The sequence below is a fragment of the Corynebacterium sp. c3Ub_189 genome (assembly GCF_039907195.1).
In the GTDB taxonomy this organism is placed as follows: Bacteria; Actinomycetota; Actinomycetes; order Mycobacteriales; family Mycobacteriaceae; genus Corynebacterium.
Map to the genome: position 1 here is coordinate 1 of NZ_JASBOF010000029.1, position 8,590 is coordinate 8,590.

Consider the following 8,590-nt stretch of genomic DNA (forward strand, 5'->3'; position numbering starts at 1 on the left):
GAGCGGGGGCAAAGTCAATAATTCGAGTCTGGCATAAGTAGATAAGGATTGCCTAACCTAATACTGTTTCAAGTTATGTTCCCGATCGGGAATCGGCAACGGAAGCGAGGCGGCGACGATGAACAGAAAACGTGGATCGACCAGAGAACCCCTCTCCGGAGGGGGAGTCGGGGACGCGGGCCCGGACGGGACGGGCGACGGCGACGCCGTGGCATCGCAGACGGACGATGGGCGGTTGGTACACGTCGCACCGGTCGCAGCGGGTGGCCGACCATCCACCCGCGATATGCTCGGCGGCGCCATCGTCGAAGTGCGGCGCAACCCGGTGTCGTCGCAAAGCGGAATCGGCTACGAATGCCCGGACATCGACGTCGTACGCGAGGTGTGCCCCTCGATCCTCGGATATTCCTACCACGTCGCCTTCGATGCTCTCCCCGATGAGTCGGTGGAGAAGATCCGCACGTCGAGACTGTACGCGATGCCCGTCGTCTCCGGTCTGCTCGCCCGTCTCGGGGCGGCCGTGACGTCGCGGAAGGCGCGGGCGAAGGGCACTCCGCAACCCGCCGAGCTGGTCGTCGCACTGTCCTCCGCCGGCGCGGGCGATGCGGGGTCGGCGGCCGAGACAACCGTCGTCCGGGCGACTGGCCCGGGTTCCTACAAAATGACCGCGGCCATTGCCGCCGCCACCGTTGCGTCGGTCACGGGGAAGCCGGTCGCGCCGGGGTGCCGGGATCTCGTCGGCCACCCCCGGCTCCTCGAACCGGTCCTCGCCTTCGCCCGCGATGCGGGCATCCATATCGAAACGCCGCATGACAACCTGACCACGGGGCCACTGCCGGCAGCGGCCCACTGCGACACCAAAGAAAAGGAGAAACGATGACGGATCAAGCTGAACGGGGTGCGGCGATCGTCGTCCGCGACCTCACGAAGAGCTACCCGATTGCGGGCAAAGCCGGCACCGCGCCCGAAGGCGGGGCAGGTGCTCCGCCGGACGGCGGGCGTAAGGGAAAGCGCGGCGCCCGGATGCGCAAGCATGTGCTCGACGGCGTGAGTTTCACCGTGCCCGCCGGGTCGATCGTGTCGTTCCTCGGCCACAACGGCGCAGGCAAGACCACCCTCATCCGAATCCTGTCGACGCTCATCACCGCAGACTCCGGCGAGGTGAGCATCTTCTCGCGCGATGTGAAAGAGGATCCGGCGGGCGTGCGCGCCGACATTGCCACCACCGGCCAATTCGCGGCGATCGACGAGAACCTCACCGGCCGGGAGAACCTGGAGTTCTTCGGGCGTCTGCGCGGACTCGACCGCGCCGACGCGGCCGCCCGCGCGACGGAACTGCTCGCGCAATTCTCGCTCGCGGACAGTGCCTCGACGTTGGCGTCGGCCTATTCGGGTGGTATGCGGCGCCGCCTCGACATCGCCGCGTCGCTGTGCGTCGTGCCCAGGTTGCTGTTCCTCGACGAACCCACGACGGGGCTGGACCCGGTCAGCCGCGAAGAGTTGTGGGGCTTCATCCGGCAACTGCGGGACGACGGAATGACCCTGGTGCTGACCACCCAGTACCTGGAAGAGGCGGAGGCGCTGGCAGACCACGTCCATCTGCTCAAGGACCGCCGCATCGTCGCCAGCGGAACGCCGGAGGAATTGCGTCGCGACTTCGGGTCGCACGTGCTCCGCGTGTCCTTCGCCACCGCCGCCGGGGCGGAGGCATTCGCCCGCTGCCTAAGGGGAGCGTGTCTGGACCGCGCCCGCGTCGCGGGGAAGATGGTGTCCCTCGACGTCGACCCCGGACCGCAGGTCCTCGAGGCGGTGGCGCGGGCGATGGAGGCCTCGGAAGCGTTGCCGGATTCGCTGAGCGTGTCGCCGCCCACCCTTAACGAGGTGTTCATATCGATGAACGCGGGGGGTGCGGCGCGATGAGTGCGACGTCGGTCGCGGCGTTCCTCCGTCGGGATCTGCTGCTGTTGCGACGCAACACCGCGTCGCTGATCTCCATGTTCGTCGTTCCTCCCCTCTTCCTGCTGTGCCTGTACGCGGTGTTTGGGTACTCAGCAGGGCAATCCGGCTTCGGGTACCTGCGTTTCGTGCTCGGCGGCTGCCTGTTCCAGGCGGCGATGTTCACCGCCGCGGCGTCGGCGATGGCGGTGGGACAGGACGTCGAATCCGGGCTCGTCGACCGTGTGCGCGTGTTGCCCGGGGCCACGGGCGGCTATGTCGCCGGCAGGCTCGCCACCGATGTGCTGCGGATGTCCGCGTCGATCGCGGCGCTGCTGATCGTCGCGTGGGCCTGTGGCCTCGACATGGCTCTCGGTGACGTCGCGTGGACAGTCCTGTGGTCACTGCTCGCTGCCGCGGTCCTGTCCCTGGTCACGGACGGGGTGATCCTGATGGTGCCCGCTCCGGTGTCGACGGCCTCATCGATCCAGGCGCTGGAAATGCTGCTGCTCATGTTCTCCACCGCGTTCATTCCGACGACCGCTGTGGACGGCTCCCTGCGCGACATCGTGCGCCACATGCCTTTTTCGCCGGTGATCGAGGTGATCAGGGCGGCGTCCCCGGGCGCCTTCCCGAATCACGCCGGGGAAGAGGCCGCCCTGTGGCTCGGTGTCGCGTCGGTCGTCGGAATCGTCCTGTTCATCCGCCTGTTCACCTCGAGGAGCGAATCATGATCGACGCCATTTTCGTGCATCTGCGGCGCATCGTCCACACTTGGCTGCGGCGCCCTGACTTCTGGTTCATGACGTTCATTGCTCCGCTCGTGTACCTGTTCATCGTCAACCGCATGTTCGGTAGCCTGGTCAGGCAGCTCACCGGAGAGTTCGAACTCCGGAACGCGGTCATCCTTGTCGTAACGGCGTGGGCGTTCATCTTGGCCATCACGGGATCGTCCACCGTGTTCGTTGAACGCAGCAATGGCCTCCACGAGCGGTTGATCACAATGCCGGCACCGTACGCGGCCGTGCCGACCGCACGGATAATCGCCGAGTTCATCCGGATCATGGCGATGACGATCGTCGTCGCGGCGGTGGCCGCCTTGCTTTCCGACGGCCCCCTGGAGGTGTCCTGGTGGTGGAGGATCACGGTGACCGGCGCGATGGTTGCCGCGGCGGCCGCATGCACCGGCACGTACATCGCGTTCTCCATCACCAGCCCCCAGGGATCCGTGGCCCTTATCCCGTTGATAATCGTTGCGATGTTCGTCAACACGGTGCTCATGCCCGCCGACCACTTCCGTCCCCTCCTGCGCGGAATCGCCGGGCACACCCCCGTATCCGCGGCCGGCGAGGCCGTCAACGGTACCGGGGCTGCGGGTCTGGTGGTCTGCGCGGCCTGGTTCTTTGGTATCGCCGTGCTCGCGGCGTGGGGCATCGCCGTGAAAACGAGGCCGGGGGAGTCTGCATGACGGCCCGCGAATCCGAGCATCTAACCCGAAACCGCCGCGTGGACGCGGCCCACACACCCGGAGACAGAACCAGATGAAGTCGATCGCCCAGATCGTCCAGAACAACCGCAGGCTCCTCGCGGCCTACGAGGACAAGGTCCAGCCGAGGTTCCTAAGCCGCTATGCGCGCGAACCGATGGACGCCGCCGCCGTGTACCGGAAGCTCCGTGCGCTGGATCCCGGGCCGGATGCGCCGGCCCGGGTCCTCGACCTCGGTTGCGGAACCGGGTGGCTCGCCCGCACGCTCGCCGCTGAGTCTCGCTATCGCAGGGCGAACATCGTCGGCTACGACCTGTCGCCCAATGCGATCCGCATCGCCCGCGAACGCGCCGCCGCCGACGGGCTCGGGGCCCGGACGGAATTCCACGTTGCCGACATCCTCACGCCGCTCGCGGGAGAGCCCGGCGGGGCCTGTGAAATCTGGGTGTGTGGCGCGCTCCACCAAATGAAGGATGCGGGAGCCGCGCTCGGCAGGGTCTCCGGGCTGCTCGCCGACGGCGGCATCGCTTACGTGCAGACGTTCGTCGAGGATCCCGACGTGAACGAGCGGGTCGACATGGCCGTCATGGCGAAGATGGGCCACCGGGTGTTCCGGGGCAGCGAGCTCGAGGACCTCGCCGAAGCCAACGGGCTGAAGCTGGACGGAGCCTCACGCGCCGGCATGGTGTATTTCTGCACTCTCGCGAAGAAAAGCGCGATCGGGGAGGCGGGGAAGTGAGCGCCGTGGACGGGACCGTCGGCCCGTGGTCGCTGCTCGCCCCGATCCGGACCCGGATGCGTGCGGTGGTCGCGTTGTCCGTCCTGTCGTCGGTGGCTACCGTCGCTTCGCTGGTCGGCATCATCGACATCGCGATGACGTACCCGGAGGCCCCGGTGCATCGGACGTGGTTGGCCGTGGTTGTCATCGTCGTCGCCGCGACGGTGCGAATGGCTGCGGACGGCGCCGCCGGCATGCTCTCGCACCGGGCGGATAACGACCTGCAGCTCTACCTCCGGCGCCGGTTGGTTGCCCATATCCGGAAGCTGCCGCTGGGTTGGCTGGACGCTCGGCGCTCGTCGGGGATCATCGGGTCGGTTGAGAAGGACGTCGCGGCCGTCCACCAGCTCATGGGCCACACCGTCGGCGAGACCGTGGTGGCGGTGCTGGTTCCCCTGCTTTCCCTCATCGCGCTCGTCGCGGTCGATTGGCGGATCGCGGCGGTGGCGGTCGTCCCGGTGCTGGTCACCTTCGCCCTGATGGGCGTGATGATTTCGCGCGGAGCCGGTCTTCAGCGCGACTACGAGCGAGCCTCTGAAAAAGTGACGGCTGCGGTCATCGAGTTGGTGCGCGGCATCCCGGTGATGAAGTCCTTCGGACGCGCCAGCCAGGGCGCGGGCCGCTACGATGCTGCGGCGTCGTCGTTCGTCCGCGCGTGGTCCGCCTGGTCCCGGCAGTCGAACATCTATCTCGGGCTCATCGACGTGGTGACGTCCCCGATCACGGTCCTCGCAGTGGTGTGCGGCGCCGGCCTCGCTTTGAGGGACACCGCGGGCGGCAAACCGGAGGGTCTCGTCGCCGGGCTGGTTCTCGGCCTTGGACTCTCCGCGGCGATCGTGAGGGTGGCTATGAACTCCGAACCCATCATCGCGGGGATCGCCGCCCTGAAGTCCATCGCGGAGGTGCTGGGCACGCCGCCGATCACCGAGTCCGCCGAGCCGGTGCCCGTGCACGGAGGCGCGCTCGAGGTCCGGAACCTGGTCTTCTCCTACGGGGATGGGCCGCGGGTCCTCGACGGGATGTCCGCGACGTTCGAATCGGGGGCCCTCACGGCGCTGGTGGGACCCTCCGGTTCCGGAAAGTCCACCGTCGCCCGGCTGTTGGCGCGTTTCCACGACCCTGTCGAAGGCTCGGTGCTGCTGGGCGGCGACGATCTTCGCGACATCGCCGTGCGCGACGTGCACCGTTCGGTGTCGGTGGTGTTCCAGGATCCGCAGTTGCTCACGCTGCCCTTGCGGGAGAACATCCGGCTGGCCAGGAGAGACGCCACCGACGGCGAAATCATGGCGGCCGCGAAGCTCGCGAACCTCGATACGGTCATCGCGGCGCTGCCGAAGGGCCTGGATTCGGTGGTCAACGTCGACGTAAGCTTTTCCGGTGGTGAGGCGCAGCGCGTGGCCATCGCGAGGTCGATTGTCACGGACGCGCCGGTGCTCATCTTCGACGAGGCAACCGCTTACGCGGATCCGGCTTCCGAGGCCCTCATTCAGTCCGCAATCGAGCGTTTGGCTCGTTCGCGGACGGTGATCGTGATTGCGCACAGATTGAGCACGATCCGCAACGCTGACCGCATCCTCGTTCTCGATGGGGGAGCGGTCGCGGAGGCGGGCACCCACGACGAGTTGCTTGCGCGCGGTGGTCGCTACCGGGATCTGTGGCGCGCGTTCGCCCTCGACGACGAACCATCCGCCCCGCGGGGCACTGAAGCAGACGATGAAAAGGCAGGGAACCGATGATCCGGGACTTGTGGTCGATGACGGATCGGCACTCGAAGATGACGCTGGCGTGGCTCATTGCGTTGGCCGCGCTTGCCGCGCTGGCACAGGGAGCGGCGTTCGTCGCGCTGCTGCCGCTGCTGTCGGCTCTGGCCGAGGGAGATGATGCGACGGCGTGGCGTTTCACCGGCGTCATCGCCGGCCTCGCGGCCGCCCATGCGGTGCTGTCCCTCGCCGCGGGGACGGTCGGCAGGGCGAATTCCGCAGCGGTGCTGTCGTCCCTGCTGCGTTCCCTGGGCGAACGCGTGCTGACGTTGCCACTCGGGTACGTCACCAAGTCCACGGCCGGCCGCTTTTCGGAGATGGCGTCTTCGGGCATGGCGTTCGCGGCGTCCGTGCCGTACGTGATCCTGCGGCCCGTCATCGCCGCTGTGGTTGCGCCGACCGTCATCGCTCTCGGAATTCTGGCGATGGATTGGCGCGTCGGGTTGGTTCTCGTCGCGTCGGCGCCGGTGCTCTTCTTCGCCTACCGGGCCATTGGCCGGGTCGGCGGGGAGTCGGACGAAGCGCATGCTGACGCCGTCGCTGCCGTCTCCGGCAGGCTGATCGAGTTCACCCGCGGCCAGCAGGTGATTCGCGCCGCGGGCGACGGTTCGGCGGCGGACGCGATGGTGGATGAGGCGATCCAGGCCCAACACGATGCGTTCGCGAAGGCGACGTCGACGCAAGGCGCGGCCATCGGACGGTTGGGCTCGGTCGTCCATGCGGTGTTCACGGCGGCGGTGGTCGTCGCCGTGGCGGTCGCCGCGACGGGCGGGATGTCACCGGCGCATTTGGCGCCGATGCTCATTGTGGTCGTCCAGTTCACCGGACCGATCACCACGGCGGGAGCGTTGTCCGGCGGTTTCGGCGCGGGCCGCAACACGTTGGCTGCGCTGCGTGACCTGCGGGCGATCCCCGCCCTTCCCGAGCCTGCCGCACCGGAGCTGCCCGACGGGCATGACGTGGAGTTCCGCGGCGTGAGCTTCGGGTACGGGGAGAAGAAGGTCCTCGACGGCGTCAGCTTCCGTGCGCCTCAGGGAGCGCTGGTCGCCATAGTGGGACCTTCGGGGGCGGGCAAGACGACGGTCATGCGGCTGCTGTCGCGGTTTCATGATCCGGACTCGGGGGAGATCCTCATTGGCGGGGTGCCCTTGCCTCGGATCGGCACCGACGGCGTGAACTCGCTGGTGACCCCGGTGTTCCAGGAGACGTTCCTCTTCGACGCGTCCGTGCGGGACAACGTGGTCTTCGCCGACCCCGGATTCGGTTCCGGGCCCGGCGACGGAGACCGCTTGCGCGAGGCCGCCCGGCGATCCGGGGTGGACCGCATCGTGGAGCTACTGCCTTCCGGGTGGGATAACCCGGTGGGGGAGGAGGGGACGCTGCTGTCGGGAGGCGAGCGGCAGCGCGTCGCCATCGCCCGGGCGCTTCTGAAGGATTCCCCGGTGGTGCTTTTCGACGAGCCGACGTCCTCGCTGGATGCGGCCACTGAGCGGGCGATTGTCGGCACGATGGAAGCGTTGCGCGGCGATCGCACCGTGATCGTCGTCGCCCATCGCCTGCACACCGTCCGCGATGCCGACCTCATCGTCGTGCTTTCGGAGGACGGGACGGTCGCAGAACGGGGCACGCACGATGAATTGCTGGCGAAGGGCGGCCGCTACGCCGAGTCGTGGACGTGCCGGACGGGAGGCTCCCCGGGCGCCTGATCCTCTCGTCCGTCGAGGACCATCGCTCCGGTCCGGTACCGGTGCAGTGGTCCCGCCACGCCGTCCCGGTCAGCGGGTCCTCGACGATGCCCTGGGCGACAGGGTCGTAATTGAAGCCGTAGTGCTCGGTGCGGTGGGCGGGGCACACGTCTTGGACGGTGATGTTGGTGACGCCGGGTTCCCGCACGAAGGAGTTTTAGTGGGGGAGCACGGCATTGTCGTGCCGCGTGCCCAGGAAGGTGTACCGCACGCCCGGTCGAGTGATGTCGCCGATGGTCAGCTCATTCAGCAGCATGGAACCGGAGATCTGCTGTTCCCAGGCAAGCGCGTTCGTTTTGCCGGCGTTTCGGGAGTATCCGTGGCGCATCTCGGGGTGGACGTCAAAGCGATCGGCTGCGCTGTGCGCCCGGGGCCCGTGGTTCGAGGCACCGGTACCGATGAGCTGTTCGACGACCCTGTCCCCGCCCAGCTCCCGGATGTAGTGGTGGGGCAGGGGTCCGCTGCCCTGCGAATACCCGACGAGGTTGACCGCCGGGGCTCCGGTCGCGGCCAGCACCCGGTCGACGACGGAATCCAGTGTTTTCGAGCTGTGGCGGATGTCGCCGCTGAACACGGCCCATTCGACGGGGTGTCCATCGACGACGAGCGGGTTGTCGGTGAACGTGTAGGCGCACAGCCCGGCCCGGGCGAGGCGGGACGCGAGGCCCGCCCATTTCGCGTAGGCGTCCTCCCCGGTCCCGGGAATGAGGATGACGGGCAATTCACCGTCCCGGGGCGGCACCGGAAGTCGTTGGTGCCGGGGGCACCAGACCGGGCTTGGCCATGGACAGGGCCCGGACGGCCGCGGGTGAGGTTTGCCGGCGGCTGGGCCACCGGTCGGGAAACCGCCGTCCGACAGCGACGAGGGGATTCTCGTCACCTCGTC

The 8,590-nt window shown here is 68.0% G+C and carries 7 protein-coding genes and 1 pseudogene; 7 read left to right on the top strand and 1 reads right to left on the bottom strand.

Features of this window, described 5'->3' with window-relative positions; translation table 11 throughout:
* Positions 1–208 precede the first annotated feature (208 nt).
* The 7 genes from QKD99_RS11055 (at position 209) to QKD99_RS11085 (ending at position 7,665) form a co-directional block, all read left to right on the top strand.
* Entirely contained in the window at positions 209–880 is a 672-nt protein-coding gene (locus tag QKD99_RS11055) for a hypothetical protein (protein WP_284767207.1), read from the top strand.
* On the top strand, positions 877–1,920 hold the full coding sequence (locus tag QKD99_RS11060; protein ID WP_086589202.1) for an ATP-binding cassette domain-containing protein: 1,044 nt from the start codon (positions 877–879) through the stop codon (positions 1,918–1,920). Before QKD99_RS11055 ends, QKD99_RS11060 begins: the two co-directional genes overlap by 4 nt.
* Positions 1,917–2,669 (top strand): ABC transporter permease, encoded by a 753-nt coding sequence (locus QKD99_RS11065; protein WP_347951448.1) that lies wholly within the window; start codon positions 1,917–1,919, stop codon positions 2,667–2,669. Before QKD99_RS11060 ends, QKD99_RS11065 begins: the two co-directional genes overlap by 4 nt.
* On the top strand, positions 2,666–3,403 hold the full coding sequence (locus tag QKD99_RS11070) for an ABC transporter permease (RefSeq protein ID WP_005325972.1): 738 nt from the start codon (positions 2,666–2,668) through the stop codon (positions 3,401–3,403). Before QKD99_RS11065 ends, QKD99_RS11070 begins: the two co-directional genes overlap by 4 nt.
* 73 nt (positions 3,404–3,476) lie before the next feature.
* Positions 3,477–4,160 carry a class I SAM-dependent methyltransferase gene (locus QKD99_RS11075; RefSeq protein ID WP_034668635.1) on the top strand — a complete coding sequence of 228 codons (684 nt, stop codon included), beginning with the start codon at positions 3,477–3,479 and terminating at the stop codon, positions 4,158–4,160.
* Positions 4,157–5,935, top strand: coding sequence for an ABC transporter ATP-binding protein (locus QKD99_RS11080; protein WP_347951449.1), 1,779 nt, complete (start codon positions 4,157–4,159; stop codon positions 5,933–5,935). Before QKD99_RS11075 ends, QKD99_RS11080 begins: the two co-directional genes overlap by 4 nt.
* Positions 5,932–7,665: an ABC transporter ATP-binding protein gene (locus QKD99_RS11085; RefSeq protein ID WP_347951450.1), complete on the top strand. Its 1,734-nt coding sequence runs from the start codon at positions 5,932–5,934 to the stop codon at positions 7,663–7,665. The genes QKD99_RS11080 and QKD99_RS11085 overlap by 4 nt, the downstream gene beginning before the upstream one ends.
* A 196-nt stretch (positions 7,666–7,861) precedes the next feature.
* Here QKD99_RS11085 and QKD99_RS11090 read toward each other — a convergent pair.
* Positions 7,862–8,590: pseudogene (locus tag QKD99_RS11090) on the bottom strand (hypothetical protein); the annotation flags it as partial.

Excerpts from the sequence above, each read along its gene's own strand:
- QKD99_RS11060 (WP_086589202.1), top strand. The coding sequence starts at position 877 with ATGACGGATCAAGCTGAACGGGGTGCGGCGATCGTCGTCCGCGACCTC.
- QKD99_RS11065 (WP_347951448.1), top strand. The coding sequence starts at position 1,917 with ATGAGTGCGACGTCGGTCGCGGCGTTCCTCCGTCGGGATCTGCTGCTG.
- QKD99_RS11070 (WP_005325972.1), top strand. The coding sequence starts at position 2,666 with ATGATCGACGCCATTTTCGTGCATCTGCGGCGCATCGTCCACACTTGG.
- QKD99_RS11075 (WP_034668635.1), top strand. The coding sequence starts at position 3,477 with ATGAAGTCGATCGCCCAGATCGTCCAGAACAACCGCAGGCTCCTCGCG.
- QKD99_RS11085 (WP_347951450.1), top strand. The coding sequence starts at position 5,932 with ATGATCCGGGACTTGTGGTCGATGACGGATCGGCACTCGAAGATGACG.